The following is an 18414-nucleotide window of genomic DNA, read 5'->3' as shown; positions in this document are numbered from 1 at the left end:
TGCGTATCGCCTAGGCGGTCGCAATAGATTATTGGCTGGAAGGGAGCTTACAGCGCAGTCAGTGCCGCTTCGTAGTTTGGCTCTTCAGTGATCTCTGCAACCAACTCGCTGTGTGTTACCACACCTTTTTCATCAACAACAACAACCGCACGTGTAGTCAGTCCTGCTAGTGGGCCTTCAGCAATTGCTACGCCGTAGTCTGAAGCGAACTCAGGTGAACGGAAAGTCGAAGCGTGTTGAACGCCTTCAATGCCTTCAAGCTCGCAGAAGCGACCTGCAGCAAATGGGAGGTCAGCAGAAATACAAACAACAACTGTGTTCTCAAGTTCAGCCGCTTTTGCGTTGAACGTACGTACGCTCGTTGCACAAGTTGCGGTGTCGATGCTTGGGAATATGTTTAGAACCACTTTCTTGCCTGCAAGAGAAGCAAGAGTCAGTTCAGAAAGATCGCCTGCAGTTAGTGCAAAGCTTGGTGCCTGCTCGCCAGTTTGTGGGAATGTGCCAGATAGCGGTACAGCTGCGCCTTTGAAGGTAACGTGTGACATGAATTTGTCCTTAATTTAATTATGGTTATGAAACTAGTTGAGTCTAGTAAGGCTTACGTTACTCGGAAGCGGTTAAGAAGTGAATGATTTAAATGTCAGAATTGTAAGTATCTCTTAGGTTCGAGGAGGGGTGAAAACATCAATCGATAAGAGGCAGATAAAGAAAAACCCCGAGAGCTTGCGCTCATCGGGGTCTATAGTCTTACTCGCAGCAATCCGGCTACTAAGTGTGCTCCATGCATCAAATCCATGATAGTGTGCTGTTATCCTTCAGCGTATTCCTTTCGTCGCCTTCCTAGCGGTGTCCTTGATCTTATCCTGATCTGCCAACAATCCTCGTTAGCACGCGTCACTTGTTCCTTGAGCGGTGTCCTTTACATCATCCTGATGTTAAGTCCTTTCCTCGTCCAGAGGTGTCCATTGTCTTTCCTTAGTAGCAACCATCCTAGTTACTATTGTGTCCATTCAATGTCCATTTCGCTATCCATGCCGATTATTCATCCTGAGTAATCGAATCTTCATCCTGAAGATAACCAAGTCCTTGGCGTTTCCTGTTCCGTGTCAGCATCCTTCCGACACCATCCATACTACCGACTCCTTATTTATCAGCAATGGTGCATAAGCGAATTTCTATATAATTATTTGTACGATAAATGTACGTTTTGTTTTATTTCAATTAGTTAATATATGTTAGTGCTTAAATTCGCAGTTAAATATCGATATTTACTCACTGCCTTGTGAGAGATCTCGCACAAGACAGTGAGTAAAAAGGGAATATTTACCCTTATTGGCCGATAGCAGCACCTTCACGACGAGGGTCTGCTGCACCTTCTAGACCATCTTTTGTGATGCGAATAGCGTGTAAACCGGAGTTAAGATCGCGAATATTAACTTCAAATCCCATCTTTTCGAGCTCAGGTTTAAAGTTTTCCGCCGATGTTCCTTTTTCCAGATCTAGCGTGCCGAAGCGGTTTAGGAAGTGCGGTTGGTTTATCGCTTGCTGGATATCCATGTCCCATTGGGTATGAGCAATGATCGCTTGTGCTACATAACCTATGATGCGGCTACCACCCGGAGAACCAATCGCCATGTAAGGTTTATCGTCTCGCATGATGATAGTCGGTGCCATTGAAGAGCGTGGACGCTTACCTGGTTCAAGTCGGTTTGCGATAGGTTTGCCATCGTTGTGGGTCTTGAACGAGAAGTCGGTCAGCTCGTTGTTCAGTAGGAAGCCTCTCACCATCAAGCGTGAGCCAAATGCATTCTCAATGGTGGTGGTCATCGACACGACATTGCCTTCGCTATCGACAATATTGAAGTGGCTGGTGGACGGCAGTTCAATAGATACATCTTGGCTGCGCAGCATTGCGTGATCCCACGGCGGAATGCCTGAAGTCGCACTCTCCAGAGCCTTACCTGCGGAAATTAATTGGGCTCGTTCCTGCAAATAGTCAGTATTCACTAACCCTTGAGTTGGCATTGGTACGTAATCTTGGTCTGCCATGTACATGCCACGGTCTGCAAAGGCTAGGCGAGAAGCGTCCGCTAACACTTGCCAAGATCTCGCATCGTTTGGTCCCCATGATTTGAGGTTAAATTGCTCGGTCATAGCTAAAATTTGTCCAACCGTTAATGCGCCGGAACTTGGGGGGCCCATGCCACAGATATCGTAGCTTTCATAAGCTGAACAAACTGGCTCACGTTGTTTGATTGAGTAGGTGTCGAAGTCTTTTTGTGCCAATACACCCGGATTGCCTTTGGCTGTTTGTACCGTGTTAATGATGTCGGCAGAAATCTCACCTTGGTAAAATGCTTTAGCACCACCTTTTGAAATTGCATTTAATGTTGCGGCGTATTCTGGGTTCTTAAGTAGTGTGCCTGCGGCTTTTGGGCTGCCATCGGCATTAAAGAAGTAAGCTTTGGTTGTGGCAAAACGGCTCAGTCGTTCTTGGTCGTTTTCAATCAAGGTGGCCAAACGTGGGCTGATGGTAAAGCCTTTCTCAGCCAGTTGGGCAATAGGTTTGATCAGCGATGCCCATTCTAACTTGCCGTATTTCTGGTGAGTGTCCCACAACAATTGCACCGTGCCCGGTGTAGCAACAGAGCGACCACCTACCACGGCATCATAAAACTTGAGCGGTTGACCGTTCTCGTCTTGGAATAGACGTGGTGTCGCATCAAGTGGAGCGGTTTCACGGCCGTCGTAGGTTTTAAGCTGTTTATCTTTTCCATCAAAATAAACAAGGAAGGCGCCACCGCCAATACCGGATGACTGTGGCTCAACTAAGCCAAGCATCAACTGCACAGCAACCATGGCATCAATTGCGTTACCACCACGAGCAAGTACATCGGCGCCAGCTTGGGTTGCCAGAGGGTTGGCCGCGGTAACCATCCAATCGTTAGCTTTTACGAGTTGCTTGGTTTCTAAACCACTACTTTGTTCGGGAGCGACGGAATCGGCAGCTTGATTTGCCCAACTGACGTGAGAGGCAAAAAGTAGGGTAGAAGTGGCGAGAGTTGTTAGTTTTGTTTTCCACTGCATGATCTTCTCCTTTTAATATGCAGAGCTAGATTGGCAGTGGAAAGATAAGATAGCCAGTGCGTTGTTAACGAACTGTAATCTTGATTCGAATTTAAGCGAATAAACCAGACAGCGACCGCCAAAGAATACTGACGCCAATAAGGCTGAATACAGCACCACATAAGCCATCAATGTAGACTGTCGCTTCACTCAGTTTCTTTTGTAGTGCTTTCGTAGAAAGCATCCACGCTAACAGAGAGAACCAGAACAGTGATAGGCCGAATAGGATCAGCAGTGCAAAACCTTTGCCTGAAAGTGACATGTCAGCCGGTACCAAGCTCGACATCAAACTGATGAAGAACACTAATGCCTTTGGATTAAGAATATTAGTCGCAAAGCCTTTCGAAAAGGCCTGACGCTTATTGGTCAGAATCAGATCTTTCGAATTGACCGTGTCTGTCTCTTCTTCATGGTGGCTAGTGAGTTGCCAAGTTGCCTTGAGTGCTCCAATACCGAGATACAATAAGTAGCTACCACCAGCTAACTGTATGGTGGCGAAAAGAGTTGGGTGCTGGTGGACGAGATAACTGATGCCCGTTAGGCTCAGCAATGAATGCAGTAAGATCCCGCAAGACAGTCCGAGAGCGATGTATAAGCCAGTTTGCCGCCCGTGGCGTGTTGCGTTTTGTACCACAAGTGCAAGGTCAGGACCTGGGCTCATCAAAGCGATAAAGTGGATAGAGGCGAGGGTGACTAATATGGTGACTTCATTCATATCTGTTCCAATAGCTAGGTTGTTCTGTTGAAAGTTGTTGAGCGCAGCTTACCGTCATTTCGATTCTCTCAATTGTAAATTATCAACACTTAGTTAATTTTCGATGGAGAAACACCAAACGCGGCCTTAAATGCTTTTGAGAAATGGGCTTGATCGTAGAAACCCACTTGATGAGCCACCTCGGTTCCACCGATACCTGATTTAATCAATTTCATGCCTTGCTCCATGCGTAAGCGGCTTAACCATGCATAAGGGGTGATGCCCATTTTGTTCTTAAAATGACGCTGAAATTGAGTCGTTGTCAGGTCACACAGCTCTGAAAGTTGCTCCAAGCGCACCGGTTGGTCGAGGTTTGCCATTAAATAGTCTTTGAGTGTATTCACTGATTGAGTGCCAAGTTTCACCTGAGTTTTCGAGCCAAACTGCGCGTAACGATCAACAATCGTCGAAAAACCTTCGAATGGCAGGCAATCTTGGGCGAGTTGACTGATGTTTGGGTTGATAAGTAGCCCATAAAGGTTACGCAATTGTAAAAAAGTCGCTTGATCGGAGAGGATCAACTCAGAAAAGCTCAAAGCGTGACCATTTTTGCTGTGATCGGCAAGATCGCCAAACCATTGAGGTGAGACAGAAAATACACTTACTTGGTAACCCGATTCGAGCTTTGAATGGCCATCATGCAGCTCATCGGGTGGCATCATCACCACTTGTCCGGCGCCTGCGTGGTAACTCGTCCCTTTATAGACAAACTTTTGCTGCCCTTGGGTGATTAGGCCGATGTGAAAGTCCAAATGATAGTGGCGCTGAAAGGCAAACTCTTGGTATTGAGCTTGGATCAGGCTGATATCTTGGCTAGATGTTGAGTAGTAGTGGACTTTATCCATGGCATAAAAAAGCTTGGTCAAATTATCATCAATTCAACCAAGCTTATCTTTGTATCTATAGATTGTCTTGTAAAAAACGATCAGTGTTAGCTTTTCGCTTGCTTATTCTTCTTGTTATTGCGCAGACCGTCGAAGCTGAAGATCACCAACGCGCCCCAAATGAAAGCAAAAGTAATCGCCTTATCCATGGTAAAGGCTTCACCGTAGATCAACACTGCAAGCAAGAACATCAAGCTAGGCCCGATGTACTGGAAGAAGCCCAGTGTCGAAAGTTTGAGTCTGGTTGCTGCACCCGTGAAGCAAAGCAATGGCAGAGTGGTAATTACCCCTGCAGCGGCCAGCAGTAGATTTAGCTGCATTGGATTCGCCAAAAAGTCTGACGTTGCTGTGTCTGCAATAAATAACAAGTAGGTCGCCGCCGCTGGCAGCATCACTAAGGTCTCAATAAACAAGCCAGTCTGTGCTTCTAGATTCACTTTCTTACGTAGCAAACCATAGAAACCAAAAGAAAAGGCCAGTGCAATAGCGACAACTGGAATCGAACCAAAGGCGATTAGCTGGATAAGCACCCCGATAGCCGCAAGCGCCACCGCACACCATTGAAGTTTTCTCAGACGCTCACCAAGGAAGAACATCCCAAGCAATACGTTAATCAAAGGGTTAATGTAGTAGCCGAGGCTGGCATCCAGCATATGATTGGCATTGACTGCCCAAATGAAGATCAGCCAGTTGGCACCCACCAACAGAGAGGTTGTTACCAAAAACATCATTTTCGGTTTTGAAGTCAGAGTATCGCGCACTTTGCGCCAACCACGACCAACGTGCAGCAGTAAAGCGAGTAGGAAAAAGGACCATACTACACGGTGGCTCAGGATCTCGAGAGGGGATACTTCACTGAGAGATTTGAAGTATATGGGAGCAATTCCCCACATGGTGTACGCGCCAATAGCAAGCAGTATTCCTTGGCGTGTACGTTGTTGTTCATCTTGTGTCATGTCACTTTCTCTGGCACGAAGTGCTTATTAATAGGATTTATATTGAGAGTTGGTCAGTATAGGAGCGTTAACCCTTTTCACCTAACAATTTGCGGTTTAATTCGCCAGCATTCCACTCTACAATGTGCGACTTGCTTGCCAATGCTGCATGCTGACTTTATACCTCGATTAGGAACCACAATGACCGCCACTCTGATTGCTGAGCAAACACCAACTCCCGCGAATGATGCGCAAAACATCCTCGAAGATGTATTTGGCTATCAAAGCTTTCGCGATGGTCAGCAAGAGGTCATTGATTTGGCTGTTCAAGGCCGAGATAGCTTGGTGATTATGCCGACGGGTGGTGGTAAATCTTTGTGTTACCAGATCCCTGCTTTAGTCCGTGAAGGGCTGACTTTGGTTATCTCACCGCTTATCTCGTTGATGAAAGACCAAGTCGATCAGTTGAAAGCCAATGGTGTGGCAGCCGAGTGTATTAACTCTTCCATGCCACGTGACCAGCTACTGAGTGTTTTTAATCGCATGAACTCAGGCCAGCTCAAGATGGTTTATGTATCACCAGAACGTGTGTTGATGCGTGATTTCATTGAACGCCTACAAGGCTTGCCACTTTCGATGATTGCGGTCGATGAGGCGCACTGTATCTCTCAATGGGGGCACGACTTCCGTCCGGAATACGCGTCGTTAGGTCAGTTGAAACAGTATTTCCCGCACGTGCCTTACATGGCGCTGACGGCAACGGCTGATGATGCAACGCGCAAAGATATTGTCTCGCGTCTACAGCTGGTGGATCCACATACCTACTTGGGCAGCTTTGACCGTCCTAATATTCGCTATAACCTTGTTGAGAAACACAAACCAGTGTCTCAGGTAGTTCGCTATCTAGAAACTCAGAAAGGCAATTGCGGCATCATCTACTGTGGTAGCCGTAAAAAAGTTGAGATGGTTACCGAGAAGCTGTGCAACAACGGTATTCGTGCTGCGGGTTATCACGCGGGTATGAACACCGACGAGCGCGCTTACGTTCAAGAAGCCTTCCAGCGTGATGACATCCAGATCGTAGTCGCGACGGTGGCGTTTGGTATGGGTATCAATAAGCCTAACGTACGCTTTGTGGTGCACTTTGATATTCCACGTAACATCGAGTCTTACTATCAAGAGACTGGCCGTGCAGGCCGTGATGGCTTGCCTGCTGAAGCGATGATGCTGTTTGACCCGGCTGATATGGGTTGGCTACGTCGTATGCTGGATGAGAAAGAAGAAGGCCCGCAAAAGCAGGTTGAGATGCACAAGCTGAATGCGATGAGTGCTTTTGCTGAAGCGCAAACTTGTCGTCGTCAGGTACTGCTCAATTACTTTGGCGAATATCGTGAGAAGCAATGTGGTAACTGCGATATATGTTTAGATCCGCCAAAACACTTTGATGCGACCCAAGAGGCGCAGAAGGCGTTGTCTTGTGTGTACCGTGTGAATCAGTCGTTTGGTATGGGCTATGTCGTTGAAGTGATGCGTGGTATGCAGAACATCCGCGTGCGCGATAATGGTCACGATAAGCTCTCAACTTACGGTATTGGCCGCGACCACAGCCATGATTATTGGATCAGTATTTTCCGTCAGCTCATTCATAAAGGCTTGTTGTTCCAAAATATCACTCGTAACTCAACCTTGCAGTTAACTGAAGAGGCACGTCCACTGCTGCGTGGTGAAATGTCGCTAGAGTTAGCGGTACCTCGTTTAGATACTGCGGTGCGTAACGCTAAGTCAGACAAGCTAAGCAGCAAGAATTACGATAAAAAGCTATTTGCCAAACTGCGTAAGTTGCGTAAGTCGATTGCCGATGAAGATGGCTTACCACCATATGTGGTATTTAGTGACGCAACATTGATTGATATGGCAGAAGTTCTGCCGACATCTTACGGTGAAATGCTGGCGGTAAATGGTGTGGGCCAGCGTAAGCTCGACAAATATGCCGACCCATTCCTAGATTTGATTCAAGAACACATCACAACACACGGCTAACAACAGAGGTAATAAATGGAATTTGGTTTACGAGAGTATTTAGCAGAAGAAGGGCGCTTATTGGTGATAACACCGAGCTTTGACTTCGACTCTTACCCTGAAATTGGCGCACGCCTTGTTGGCTTGTTATCGGCTACGGTTGTTGAAAAGCAGTGGGATGCTGACATGCACTCATGGCTGGTGGATTTTGAAGGGTGCCAGATGTTCTTAAAGTCGGAGCACTACAGTGAATCTGTGTGGTTTGAATCTCTTAGTCCAGAAGCGAGCCGTGAAGAGTTCGATTATCTAGCCGCTTTGTTCAAGCGTGGTTTCTAACTGTTAACATTGCCTCTACACCTAGTTTCTCGCTACTGAGCTTCGAACACCTTCTAGCAATAAAAGTGAGAATAAACGTTTGCGTCTATTCTCACCGTTGCAGCTAAAATTGATTAATGTATAATCGCTCGCCGCTCGATAGAGCAAATGATAGATACATTTTTCATTCATATTATTGGTAAGAGCTTTCTTTATTTCGATAGAGAAATGACTCGATTTGGGTTCCCTCACCCCCAAACCAAACTAAAAAGGTACAGCATGAGTAACTTTACCCCTGCGCAACAGCGCAAAGCCCTAGCATTATTAGTTTTGTTCCACTTAGTGATTATTGCGTCAAGCAACTACTTGGTTCAGCTACCTTTTACCATCTTCGGTATGCACACCACTTGGGGCGCTTTCACTTTCCCATTTATCTTCTTAGCAACAGACTTGACCGTTCGCATTTTTGGCGCTCAGCTTGCTCGTAAAATCATTTTCTTAGTGATGTTGCCTGCACTGGCGGTTTCTTACTTCTTGTCGGTGGTGTTCTTTGAAGGGCAATTCCAAGGTTTTAGCCATCTGGGTGAATTTAACCTATTTGTAGCACGTATCGCTGCTGCAAGTTTTATGGCTTACTTGCTTGGCCAAATCTTAGATGTTCATGTTTTCAACCGCTTGCGCCAGCTTAAGCAGTGGTGGATTGCGCCAACCTGTTCAACGCTTTTTGGTAATGCTATCGATACTATCGCGTTCTTTGCGATCGCATTCTACCAAAGCCCAGATCCATTTATGGCTGAACATTGGACTGAGATTGCACTGGTTGATTACGGTTTCAAACTTATCATCAGCCTAGGTTTGTTTGTTCCTATGTACGGTGTGCTTCTGAGTTACATCGTTAATAAGCTAACCGCTGTAAACCCTGACTTTAAAGCGACAGGTGTTAATGTGTGAGGATCAGATTAGAAAGGCATTAGTGCAAAGATAATAAATAGCCCAAGTTAGTAGACTAACTTGGGCTATTTTACTTTTAGTGTCAGATATAATTATACGAGGCATTCAATAGAAAGTGGCCAGCCAATGTCTGTTTGTCGATTCGATTCAATCTCTAGCTCTGCAGCGGTCAGCGGGTTGTCTGCTAGCCATTGCTTCGAGAGTGTTAGAGTCAGGTTATTATCGTCAGCCGTCAGCGTAAACTCAGGCTCTAGCTCTGGGTTACGGCGATGCGTTAATAGAATCGCTAGACGCAGAATACGCAGAATACGTTTACTGCTTGTGCCTGATACTGCGTGTTGCTCTGGCAGTGATGTTAGCTGTTCACGGTAGCGTCGCGTTAATTCACCCAGGTAGTGTTTCTGTGCGCGGGTGAAACCAGGTAAATCTAGGTTCTGCAGTAGGTAAGCACTGTGTTCACCACCTTTCTTAAAGTCGATGGTTAAACCGATTTCATGAAGTTTGGCTGCAGTTTGCAGTAGGACACCAGCTTGAGGTTCTGACACCCAAGCTTCGCCGCCAGCTTGCTCTAAGAGAGTCTGCGCTGCTGCTGCGACTTGGTCACCGTAGCTTACGTCCATCTGGTAACGTGATTGAACGCTCTTGATGGTACGAGCACGGATATCATCTTGGCGTAGCTCATCGACCATCTCGTAAGCAAGGCCTTCACGAAGTGCACCGCCAGCTAGCGTCATCGAATCGATTTCAAGCAGTTCAAAGATTGCAATCAGAATAGAAAGGCCGCTAGGGAACACCAAAGCGCGCTCTAGAGTTAACCCTTCTATTTCTAGCTCTTCTAAGCGCTCAGTAATCATCGCTTGTTTTTGTAAGCGCTTAAGCTTGGTATGAGTGATAACTTCATCCATGCCTTGCGCCAACATGATTTCTTGCAGTGCTTGAACAGTACCACTGGCACCAACACACACATCCCAACCTATATCTGTGTAGCTCTCTAAGATAGGAGCTAAGGTAGATTTCGCTGCTTCAATCGCGTTATCGAAGTTGGTTGCGGTTAATTGGCGATCTTTAAAGTGGCGCTCAAGCCAGGTAACACAGCCCATTTTTAGGCTAGTCAGTGCTTTTGCTGAGAAACCTTCACCAATGATCATCTCGGTACTTGCGCCACCAATATCTACTACCAGTCGGCGGCCGCTGCCACCAGAAGTGTGTGCAACGCCTTTATAGATAGTCGCTGCTTCTTCTTCGCCGGAAATAACGTTGATGTCGTAGCCAAGGATCTGGTTCGCTTTCTCAAGAAAGATATCCACATTGGTTGCGGTACGTAGGGTCGCTGTACCAACAATGCGGATATTTTCTTTCGGAATGTCCTGCAGTCGCTCTGCAAAGAGACTCAAACAGTCCCAACCGCGCTGCATAGCTTCGGTACTAAGCGCATTATTTTCATCTAAGCCTGCAGCTAAACGCACTTTGCGCTTAATCTTAGCCATGGTTTGTACGCTGCCATCGATATGACGCACAACGAGCATATGAAAACTGTTCGACCCGAGGTCGATTGCAGCGTAAAGTGGGGGTGACACTGTTTGACTCATAAGCGACTAAGCTTCCTTGTTGTGACGCGGTTGGCGTGGGCGACGGTTCTGGTTTGGTTTACGGTTACCGTTGCGTGAGCCATTGTTTGAGCGGCGTTGTTGCGGGTTACGTGTGCGTAAGCGCAATGGTGCAGGCAGATCTTCTAGCAGTGCAGAAGCGTCGTAGTCAGACACTGGAATAGCGTGCTCAATGTACTCTTCGATTGGTGGCAAGTTGATTGCGTAATCTTCACAAGCAAAGCTGATCGAGTGACCACTTGCACCAGCACGACCTGTACGGCCGATACGGTGAACGTAATCTTCACAGTCGTCAGGTAGATCGAAGTTGAATACGTGCGTTACTTGAGGAATGTGTAGGCCACGAGCAGCAACATCGGTTGCAACCAGTAGGTCAACATCACCTTGAGTGAATTGCTCAAGAATCTTTTCACGTTTCTTCTGTGGTACATCACCAGTTAGTAGACCAACCCGGTGACCATCGGCAGCCAAATGGCCCCAAACTGATTCACACTTATGCTTAGTGTTAGCGAAGATGATAGCGCGCTCTGGCCATTCTTCTTCTACTAGTGTCTGTAGCAGTGCCATCTTGTGTTCGTTAGAAGGGTAGAACAACTCTTCTTTAATTCGGTGGCCTGTTTTTCGCTCTGGCTCAACAACAACATGCTCTGGGTTATGCATGTGTTCGAAAGCCAACTCTTGTACGCGGTAAGACAGCGTCGCAGAGAACAGCATGTTCAAACGATCTTTAGGCTCAGGCATACGACGGAACAAGAAGCGGATGTCTTTAATGAAGCCCAGATCGAACATACGGTCTGCTTCATCAAGTACAACTGCTTGAATGTGGTTAAGGTTAAATACCTTCTGCTTGTAGAAATCGATAATACGGCCAGTGGTACCAATTAAGATATCTGCGCCTTCTTCGATCTTACCTAGCTGCTTGTCGTAGCTTTCGCCACCGTATGCCAATGCTGCCTTGATACCAGTGCTTGCGACTAGAGATTCAGCATCGTTGTAGATCTGAATCGCGAGTTCGCGAGTAGGTGCCATAATAATCGCACGTGGCTGGTTATGCTTGCGCCCTTCATGCTCAGGTGTTTTTAGTAGGTGGTTAAAAGTAGCAGTAAGAAACGCAAGCGTTTTACCAGTACCCGTTTGGGCCTGGCCTGCAATGTCTTGGCCGGTGAGCAGTACCGGGAGCGCCAAGGCTTGGATAGGGGTACAATAATCGAACCCTTTTTTCTCCAATCCTTCAATGACTTGCGGACATAAATCCAAGTCGGCGAACTTTTGCTCTGTGATATGCGTCTTTTTCATTGCTATAGAATATCAGCTTAAGCTTGCAATACGAAAGTAAATACATTCCAATAGGGCATCTATTTACTGGTTATCATCCAACCAGTTCTAAAAAATACATTGGAGTGGAAGATGAGTGATAAGATTTTGCAGCTAACTGATGACGGTTTTGAGAACGATGTGATCAACGCTGCAGGCCCTGTTCTTGTTGATTTTTGGGCAGAATGGTGTGGCCCTTGTAAGATGATTGCGCCGATTCTTGATGAAATCGCAGACGAGTATGAAGGCAAGCTCACTATCGGTAAACTTAATATCGACCAAAATGCTGGAACACCACCAAAGTTTGGTATTCGCGGCATTCCAACGCTTCTTCTTTTCAAAGATGGCGGCGTAGCAGCGACTAAAGTTGGTGCATTGTCTAAAACTCAACTTAAAGAGTTCCTAGACGCTAACCTATAATCAGGTGAGCATTTGATAAAGAAACCGTGCAGTTAACAAATGCACGGTTTTGTTTTTTCTAAGCTATGGACTAGTGTTAGTTTTAGTGCTAATTTATCGCATGTTAATTGAACGAATTTCTCTTCTTGGTCGATCCTGTGACCGAATCCCTCTTAACTAGAAAACAGATCTTATTTTGACTAAACAAGCATCCACCACAATGAATCTTACAGAACTGAAGAACAGACCTGTGTCTGAACTTGTTAAACTTGGCGAAAGCCTAGGCCTTGAAAACCTAGCTCGTCTAAGAAAACAGGACATTATCTTCGCTATCCTTAAAGCACATGCAAAAAGTGGTGAAGACATCTTCGGTGACGGTGTTCTTGAAATTCTGCAAGACGGTTTTGGTTTTCTTCGTAGTGCAGACAGCTCGTACTTAGCGGGTCCTGATGACATCTACGTATCACCAAGTCAGATTCGTCGTTTCAACCTACGTACTGGTGACTCAATTGCCGGAAAGATTCGCCCACCTAAAGATGGCGAACGTTACTTTGCACTACTTAAAGTAAACACGGTAAACCACGACAAACCAGACAACGCTCGTAACAAGATTCTTTTTGAAAACCTTACCCCTCTGCATGCTAACGAACGCATGGTTATGGAGCGTGGTAATGGTGCGACAGAAGATATCACAGCTCGTATCCTTGACCTTGCATCTCCAATTGGTAAAGGTCAGCGTGGCTTGATTGTTGCTCCGCCAAAAGCGGGTAAGACAATGCTTCTGCAAAACATCGCTCAAAGCATCGCTCACAACCATCCTGAGTGTGAACTAATGGTTCTACTTATCGATGAGCGTCCGGAAGAAGTAACAGAAATGCAGCGCCTAGTTAAAGGTGAAGTAGTTGCTTCGACATTCGATGAGCCAGCATCTCGCCACGTACAAGTAGCAGAAATGGTTATCGAAAAAGCGAAGCGTCTTGTTGAACACAAGAAAGACGTGGTTATCCTTTTGGACTCAATCACTCGTCTAGCGCGTGCATATAACACAGTAGTACCTTCATCAGGTAAAGTACTAACTGGTGGTGTAGATGCAAACGCACTTCACCGTCCTAAGCGTTTCTTCGGTGCAGCTCGTAACGTTGAAGAAGGCGGTAGCTTAACTATCATCGCTACAGCACTGGTTGATACTGGTTCTAAGATGGATGAAGTGATCTACGAAGAATTCAAAGGTACAGGTAATATGGAACTGCACCTTAACCGTAAGATTGCTGAAAAGCGTGTATTCCCTGCGATTGATTTCAACCGCTCTGGTACTCGTCGTGAAGAGCTTCTTACTAAGAACGATGAGCTACAGAAGATGTGGATCCTACGTAAGATTGTTCACCCAATGGGCGAAACCGATGCAATGGAATTCCTTATCGACAAGCTAGCAATGACGAAAACGAATGATGAGTTCTTTGACGCTATGCGTCGTCAGTAATCTTGATTAGCTGATAGTTATTAGAAAGCGCTGCCCTCGGGTAGCGCTTTTTATTTGCATTTTGTAGCGTCAGCTTGCAAAATGACCAAAATTGTTACAAGGAAGTTAAGATGCAACATGGACTGTTGTCATCATTACTCTTGTCTACTTCACTGTTACTTTCACCGGTCGGTATTGTTAATGCTACCGAGATGTCTCCACATACAGTAGAGTCTTGGCTTGAGAATGATCAAGTAAAACTGAAAACTGCTGAATTGCTTGAGCTTGTCGTGCGTGATGAAGTGAACTCGTTACGCTTTTCACTTGAGCGCCTGACATTTCCCCAGCAAGAGGTGGCTCGTTACCAACTCTTGAAGAAGATCGAACAGCAAAAAATCGTACTCACACCGAAGATGTCTATCTTTGTGGAGCAACAGCTCGCTATTACGCCAACCTACCAAGTATTAGAGCGTGGTGATGGCTATGAATTTACGGTTCCTGCCTTTAATTACCCTTCGATAGCAAACCGCTTAATCAGACAATTCCGTGCTGACCAAAATACATTGGTGTTTGTTCTCGATGCAGAGAAGCAGAATCTCAACCTTAAAGAGTGGCTAACTGGCTCTGAGTATCAGGTCCAAACTCGAGAGGCGCTACTCATAAGAGAATTGGACAGCCTGTCTCCAGAGGCTGTGAACTACTTAGCAAAACAGCTAATAGAGTCGCCGATAGTCAGCTGGTTACCCTCTACCGAAGTAGTGGTTCGATTGGCACAGGTGAGCGAAGACCCAGATGTCTATCAAATCCTCTGGAAGATGAAAGCCGATTATCAAAGCCAAGCTGAACTGGTTCGTCTCGCTGAGAGCAAATCCTCATTTGCCATAGAGCAGGTGATGGCTGCAACGAAAAACCCTAGATTAAAAGAAGAAGCGATCACTTTACTGACGAGAGTGAACCCGCTTTCAGAAGAGGTGAAAGACTTTTTAGTTTCTCGCATGGCGATTGCTGATGATGCGCCATTGGTCGCTCGTGAGTTAGCCAAGCAAGGACATACTAATTGGTTACAAGAGCTAGTGAGTGACAACCCACAAGTCAAAAGTTCAGTGATCAAGCAAGTGCTTCCGTAACTGGGTTTTACCTCTCAATAACCTTACTAAAAAGGGGGATCTCACGATGCCCCTTTTTGATATACTGAGCGCAGATTAATCAGCATGTAGAAGTTCTATGAGTTTTAAAGATTTACGTGATTTTATCGACCATCTTGAAAGTATTGGTCAGTTGAAACGCATTTCTCATCCAGTCGACCCAGACTATGAAATGACCGAAATTAGCGACCGTACCCTACGTGCTGGTGGCCCGGCTCTTCTGTTCGAGAATCCGATAGGTTATGACATGCCTGTTTTGACCAACCTGTTTGGTACCCCTAATCGTGTAGCGATAGGTATGGGCCGTCAGGAAGTTAAAGAGCTGCGCGAAGTGGGCAAGCTATTGGCTTACTTAAAAGAGCCAGAGCCGCCGAAAGGTTTTAAAGACGCGATTGATAAGTTACCTGTGTTTAAACAGGTATTGAATATGCCGGCCAAGCGTCTTCGTAAAGCAGCATGTCAACAGGTCGTGTGGCAAGGCGACGAGGTGGATCTAGATAAAATCCCGGTAATGAGCTGTTGGTCTGACGATGTCGCACCACTACTAACTTGGGGTTTAACGGTTACCCGCGGCCCGAACAAGAAACGTCAAAACTTAGGTATCTATCGCCAACAAAAGATTGGTAAGAACAAAATTATCATGCGTTGGTTAGCTCACCGTGGTGGTGCGTTGGATCTACGTGACTGGGCTGAACAGAACCCAAGTAAGCCGTTCCCAGTATCTGTCGCGTTTGGCGCAGATCCTGCAACGATTCTTGGCGCGGTAACGCCAGTGCCAGATACCTTATCGGAATACGCATTTGCTGGTCTGCTACGCGGTAGCAAAACTGAAGTGGTTAAATCGATCAGTAATGACCTAGAAGTCCCAGCGAGTGCTGAAATCGTGATGGAAGGTTACATTGACCCGAATGAATTTGCTGACGAAGGGCCTTACGGCGATCACACCGGCTACTACAACGAGAAAGAAAAGCACAATGTGTTTACCATTACTCATGTAACCATGCGTGAGAACCCGATTTACCACAGCACATATACAGGTCGCCCACCAGATGAGCCAGCGGTACTGGGTGTTGCATTGAATGAAGTGTTTGTTCCTATTCTTCAAAAGCAATTCCCGGAGATAGAAGATTTCTATCTACCACCTGAAGGTTGTTCGTATCGAATGGCAGTGGTGACCATGAAGAAGCAATACCCTGGTCACGCTAAACGAGTGATGATGGGGGTATGGTCTTTCCTACGTCAATTCATGTACACCAAGTTTGTATTAGTGTGTGATGAGGATGTTAATGCTCGTGATTGGTCGCAAGTTACCGCTGCTATGTGCAAACATATGGATCCGTCTCGTGATACCTTGATGATAGAGAACACGCCAATTGATTCGTTGGACTTTGCATCACCGGTAGTTGGACTAGGTTCTAAGATGGGCTTAGACATCACTAAGAAGTGGGAGGCTGAGTTAGCGTTGTCGCCTGATGTGCAATCTACAGCAGAAAACAGTGATCATATCGAAGGTGGTTTGGCTGAATTAACCAAAGCTCACCCTGAAATTCTTGATATTCATCTGCAGAATGATAATGCCAGCATGGTTGTGGTATCGATAGATAAACAAGCCGCAGGTAATGGTAAGAAAATCATGGATGCGGTTTGGTCTCAATTTGATGAGAACAAATTCGTTATCGTCTGTGATGGCGATGTTAATGTGAGTGACTGGAACGACATCATCTGGGCAGTAACTACTAGAATGGACCCAGCGAGAGATACCTTGTTCCTCAAGGATGAAACAGGGCACTCCAAAATGGGTCTCGATGCCACCAACAAGTGGGAAGGTGAGTGTTTGCGTGAGTGGGGCGTTCCAATCACAAAAGACCCTGAACTGGTCAAAAAGATTGATAGCATCTGGGAACAACTAGGAATTTTATGAGCTACCAAGTAGTCTTGTATCCAGAAAACATCAGTTTCACCGTAGAAAAAGGGCAAACGGTCTTGGATGCTGCGCTCAACAGCGATATCTATTTCCCTAACCGTTGCCAAGTTGGCGCATGTGCTATGTGCATGTGCAAAAAATTAGAAGGGCAAGTGAGTTACCACCTTGAACCCATGCTCACAGAGAAAGAGCAGCAACAGGGTTGGATTTTCGCTTGCCAAGCATTTGCAGAAAGTAATTTAGTTCTAACCTTTGCCGATTAAGGGTTAGTGAGAGGAAGAACATGACTATTAAATGTAAAGTTAAGTCTATCGAGCCTTTGGCTTGTAACACTTACCAAATCTTGCTTCATCCAGAGACACCAGTTGCCTTTAAAGCTGGTCAGTACCTGATGGTTGAAATGGGTGACAAAGATAAGCGTCCATTTTCAATTGCGAGCAGCCCTTGTCGCCATGAAGGTGAACTAGAACTACACATTGGTGCTGCTGAACACAATGATTATGCATTAGAAGTGGTTGAAGCAATGAAAAAGGCACAAGCTGAAGATGGCGATATTGCGATTGACGCGCCACACGGTGATGCGTGGATTAAAGAAGAGAGCGAACGCCCTCTACTATTGATTGCTGGTGGTACGGGTTTTAGCTACGTACGTTCGATCCTGGATCACTGCATTGCACAAAACAGCAAGAAAGAGATTCACCTTTACTGGGGTGCAAAAGACGAGTGCCAGTTATACGCGAAGGAAGAGCTTGTTGATATTGCAGAAAAGCATAGCAATGTCCATTTCGTACCTGTAGTAGAAGAGGCGCCTGAGGTTTGGCATGGCCAAACTGGTAATGTGCTTGAAGCAATTACACAAAGCTTCGAATCACTGGCTGATTTTGATATCTATATTGCAGGTCGCTTTGAAATGGCGGGCGCAGCAAGAGACCTATTTACACAAAGTAAAGAAGCAAAACGTGATCATATGTACGCAGATGCTTACGCGTTTATCTAATAATTCCTTTAGATTTAGTGCAAAAAGAGAGCAGAAATGCTCTCTTTTTTATATTTAGGCGAACTATTAGACACTTAAACTCTATTTATTCATTTTTTATGAAAAAGTAGTTGCCAAGCTGAAAGGGTTCCCTATAATGCGACCCCACTGAGACGGCAGGCGCCATAAGGCTTCAGCAATAATCAGTAAAACGGAAAGCGACAAAAAATTAATTTTCAAAAAGTGTTTGACACCGAATGTTAATTCGCTAGAATAGTCGTCCACTTCGAGAGGTTCCTTGCTAAAAAGGAGCGCTTAAGAAGTTAAGCTCTTTAACAATTTAAACCTATCAATCTGTGTGGGCACTCGTTGATGAATATCAAAATTGATTCTTAGGAATCACATTGATTTCAATGAACTGAGTGACCAATCGATAATTTATTATCGGCACAGTCAATTCATTATCATTCTGTTGGAATGGTAATAGCTTTAGAATTACTTTTTGTAGTTTTGAAGTCAGTATTCATTGAGTCACCAAAATCTTAAATTGAAGAGTTTGATCATGGCTCAGATTGAACGCTGGCGGCAGGCCTAACACATGCAAGT

The 18414-nt window shown here is 45.7% G+C and carries 16 protein-coding genes and 1 rRNA gene; 10 read left to right on the top strand and 7 right to left on the bottom strand.

Annotation, left to right across the window (positions count from 1 at the left end; all coding sequences use genetic code 11):
• Nucleotides 1-47: 47 nt before the first annotated feature.
• The 5 genes from tpx to rarD form a co-directional block, all read right to left on the bottom strand.
• The gene (gene tpx / locus A3712_RS07410) at nucleotides 48-545 is read right to left on the bottom strand and encodes a thiol peroxidase (RefSeq protein WP_008221518.1); all 498 of its coding nucleotides are present in this window, start codon (nucleotides 543-545) and stop codon (nucleotides 48-50) included.
• A 784-nt stretch (nucleotides 546-1329) separates the two neighbouring features.
• Nucleotides 1330-3087 carry a gamma-glutamyltransferase gene (gene ggt / locus A3712_RS07405; RefSeq protein WP_063522907.1) on the bottom strand — a complete coding sequence of 586 codons (1758 nt, stop codon included), beginning with the start codon at nucleotides 3085-3087 and terminating at the stop codon, nucleotides 1330-1332.
• Between the two features lie 91 nt (nucleotides 3088-3178).
• On the bottom strand, nucleotides 3179-3841 hold the full coding sequence (locus A3712_RS07400) for a LysE family translocator (protein ID WP_063522906.1): 663 nt from the start codon (nucleotides 3839-3841) through the stop codon (nucleotides 3179-3181).
• An 89-nt stretch (nucleotides 3842-3930) separates the two neighbouring features.
• Nucleotides 3931-4725, bottom strand: coding sequence for a helix-turn-helix transcriptional regulator (locus tag A3712_RS07395; protein ID WP_063522905.1), 795 nt, complete (start codon nucleotides 4723-4725; stop codon nucleotides 3931-3933).
• 86 nt (nucleotides 4726-4811) lie between these two features.
• Entirely contained in the window at nucleotides 4812-5720 is a 909-nt protein-coding gene (rarD, locus tag A3712_RS07390) for an EamA family transporter RarD (RefSeq protein WP_063522904.1), read from the bottom strand.
• Nucleotides 5721-5900: 180 nt separating this feature from the next.
• Between rarD and recQ the strand changes: the two genes are divergently transcribed.
• From recQ to A3712_RS07375, 3 genes are all read left to right on the top strand, one after another.
• Entirely contained in the window at nucleotides 5901-7739 is a 1839-nt protein-coding gene (recQ, locus tag A3712_RS07385) for an ATP-dependent DNA helicase RecQ (RefSeq protein WP_063522903.1), read from the top strand.
• 15 nt (nucleotides 7740-7754) lie between these two features.
• Nucleotides 7755-8054 (top strand): DUF3630 family protein, encoded by a 300-nt coding sequence (locus A3712_RS07380; RefSeq protein WP_063522902.1) that lies wholly within the window; start codon nucleotides 7755-7757, stop codon nucleotides 8052-8054.
• Nucleotides 8055-8312: 258 nt separating this feature from the next.
• Nucleotides 8313-8984, top strand: coding sequence for a 7-cyano-7-deazaguanine/7-aminomethyl-7-deazaguanine transporter (locus A3712_RS07375; RefSeq protein WP_063522901.1), 672 nt, complete (start codon nucleotides 8313-8315; stop codon nucleotides 8982-8984).
• Between the two features lie 92 nt (nucleotides 8985-9076).
• Here A3712_RS07375 and gppA read toward each other — a convergent pair whose 3' ends face one another.
• Both gppA and rhlB read right to left on the bottom strand, forming a co-directional pair.
• The gene (gene gppA, locus A3712_RS07370) at nucleotides 9077-10573 is read right to left on the bottom strand and encodes a guanosine-5'-triphosphate,3'-diphosphate diphosphatase (RefSeq protein WP_063522900.1); all 1497 of its coding nucleotides are present in this window, start codon (nucleotides 10571-10573) and stop codon (nucleotides 9077-9079) included.
• A 6-nt stretch (nucleotides 10574-10579) separates the two neighbouring features.
• The gene (rhlB, locus tag A3712_RS07365) at nucleotides 10580-11887 is read right to left on the bottom strand and encodes an ATP-dependent RNA helicase RhlB (RefSeq protein WP_063522899.1); all 1308 of its coding nucleotides are present in this window, start codon (nucleotides 11885-11887) and stop codon (nucleotides 10580-10582) included.
• 111 nt (nucleotides 11888-11998) lie between these two features.
• Here rhlB and trxA point away from each other — a divergent pair, with 111 nt between their 5' ends.
• The 7 genes from trxA to A3712_RS07330 form a co-directional block, all read left to right on the top strand.
• Nucleotides 11999-12325 (top strand): thioredoxin TrxA, encoded by a 327-nt coding sequence (gene trxA / locus A3712_RS07360; RefSeq protein ID WP_004741193.1) that lies wholly within the window; start codon nucleotides 11999-12001, stop codon nucleotides 12323-12325.
• A gap of 199 nt (nucleotides 12326-12524) precedes the next feature.
• Nucleotides 12525-13784, top strand: coding sequence for a transcription termination factor Rho (gene rho, locus A3712_RS07355; RefSeq protein ID WP_063522898.1), 1260 nt, complete (start codon nucleotides 12525-12527; stop codon nucleotides 13782-13784).
• Nucleotides 13785-13894: 110 nt separating this feature from the next.
• Nucleotides 13895-14890: a hypothetical protein gene (locus A3712_RS07350; protein ID WP_063522897.1), complete on the top strand. Its 996-nt coding sequence runs from the start codon at nucleotides 13895-13897 to the stop codon at nucleotides 14888-14890.
• Between the two features lie 97 nt (nucleotides 14891-14987).
• Nucleotides 14988-16829: a 4-hydroxy-3-polyprenylbenzoate decarboxylase gene (gene ubiD, locus A3712_RS07345; protein ID WP_063522896.1), complete on the top strand. Its 1842-nt coding sequence runs from the start codon at nucleotides 14988-14990 to the stop codon at nucleotides 16827-16829.
• Nucleotides 16826-17095: a 2Fe-2S iron-sulfur cluster-binding protein gene (locus A3712_RS07340; RefSeq protein ID WP_008224727.1), complete on the top strand. Its 270-nt coding sequence runs from the start codon at nucleotides 16826-16828 to the stop codon at nucleotides 17093-17095. The genes ubiD and A3712_RS07340 overlap by 4 nt, the downstream gene beginning before the upstream one ends.
• Nucleotides 17096-17115: 20 nt before the next feature.
• Nucleotides 17116-17829, top strand: a complete 714-nt coding sequence (fre, locus tag A3712_RS07335; RefSeq protein WP_063522895.1) for an NAD(P)H-flavin reductase — start codon at nucleotides 17116-17118, stop codon at nucleotides 17827-17829.
• Between the two features lie 523 nt (nucleotides 17830-18352).
• Nucleotides 18353-18414: ribosomal RNA gene (locus A3712_RS07330) — 16S ribosomal RNA — on the top strand; the annotation flags it as partial.

Source organism: Vibrio sp. HI00D65 (genome assembly GCF_001635455.1).
Taxonomy (GTDB): domain Bacteria; phylum Pseudomonadota; class Gammaproteobacteria; order Enterobacterales; family Vibrionaceae; genus Vibrio.
Note: the sequence above shows the minus strand (reverse complement) of the source record. Positions and strands in the feature narration are given on the sequence as shown.